This is a genomic window from Treponema sp. R6D11, assembly GCF_054786075.1.
In genome coordinates, this window is sequence record NZ_BDHD01000402.1 from 1 (window position 1) to 1146 (window position 1146).

The window sequence follows — 1146 nt, forward strand, 5'->3', positions numbered from 1 at the left end:
CGGCATTAAAATTTTATCAGAATGAAACGGTATGCCGTTTACATGGAAAACGTCCGTAGGGGGCGTTAAAATTAAATTGGAGGTAGGTTATGAAAAATCAATTAAAAAAGTTACGTGTGATTCTGTTTGCAACGCTGTTATTCACAGGATTCGCGTTCATTAGCTGCGGTGATGTATTTGATGACGGTACAATTGTTTACAGTAACGGAAGCGGTATCGCAAGGGCTGTAACAATCAGCAACAAAAACGAACAGGGGGTTCACGACGGTTATAATTATGAGCTTTGGAGAGATTACGGCAATGTCAGTATGACTCTGGAAAACGGCGGTAATTTTAGCTGCAGTTGGAGTAACATAGGCAATGTTTTATGCAGAAAAGGCAAAAAATTTGATTCAACAAAAACACATTCCCAAATCGGTAATATCTCAATAAAGTACGACGCTCAATTTACACCCGGCGGAAATTCTTATCTGTGCGTATATGGTTGGTCAAAAGATCCGTTAGTTGAATATTACATTGTAGAAAGCTATGGAACATACAAACCGACTGGAACGGCGAAGGGAACTGCCACAATAGACGGCGGAACTTATGAGCTTTATGAAACGACAAGAACTAATCAGCCTTCGATTGAAGGAACAAAAACATTTAAACAATTTTGGTCTGTCCGCACGTCAAAACGCACAAGCGGAACAATCTCCGTAACTGAGCATTTTAAAGCATGGGAAAAACAAGGTATGACACTTGGTAAGCTTTATGAAGTAGCTCTTACGGCTGAAGGTTATCAGAGCAACGGGAGCGCTAAAATAACCAACAATACGCTTACGATTGGCGGAAGCAGTTCAAGTTCCGAAAGTTCAAACAGCGGCTCAAGTAACGGAAGCGGTTCTACAGGTACGACAAAAGTTGAAGCCGAGAATATGACCAAAAGCGGTAAATACACCGGCAACTGCTCGTCTCCGTTCAACGGAGTTGTTCTGTATGCAAATGACGACAAAGTTTCATTTAGCCAATACTTTGCAAACAGAATCACACGTAACTTTTTTAATTGATTTTTCATAACCTACCTCCAATTTAATTTTAACGCCCCCTACGGACGTTTTCCATGTAAACGGCATACCGTTTCATTCTGATAAAATTTTAATGCCG

The 1146-nt window shown here is 40.5% G+C and carries 1 protein-coding gene; it reads left to right on the forward strand.

The window, feature by feature from the left end:
- The first annotated feature begins 89 nt into the window (after positions 1-89).
- Positions 90-1049: a glycoside hydrolase family 11 protein gene (locus ACYVTD_RS13510; RefSeq protein WP_461248256.1), complete on the forward strand. Its 960-nt coding sequence runs from the start codon at positions 90-92 to the stop codon at positions 1047-1049.
- Positions 1050-1146: the final 97 nt, after the last annotated feature.

Bases quoted from the DNA above. Each gene is read 5' to 3' on its own strand.
- ACYVTD_RS13510 (WP_461248256.1), top strand. From the start codon at position 90: ATGAAAAATCAATTAAAAAAGTTACGTGTGATTCTGTTTGCAACGCTG.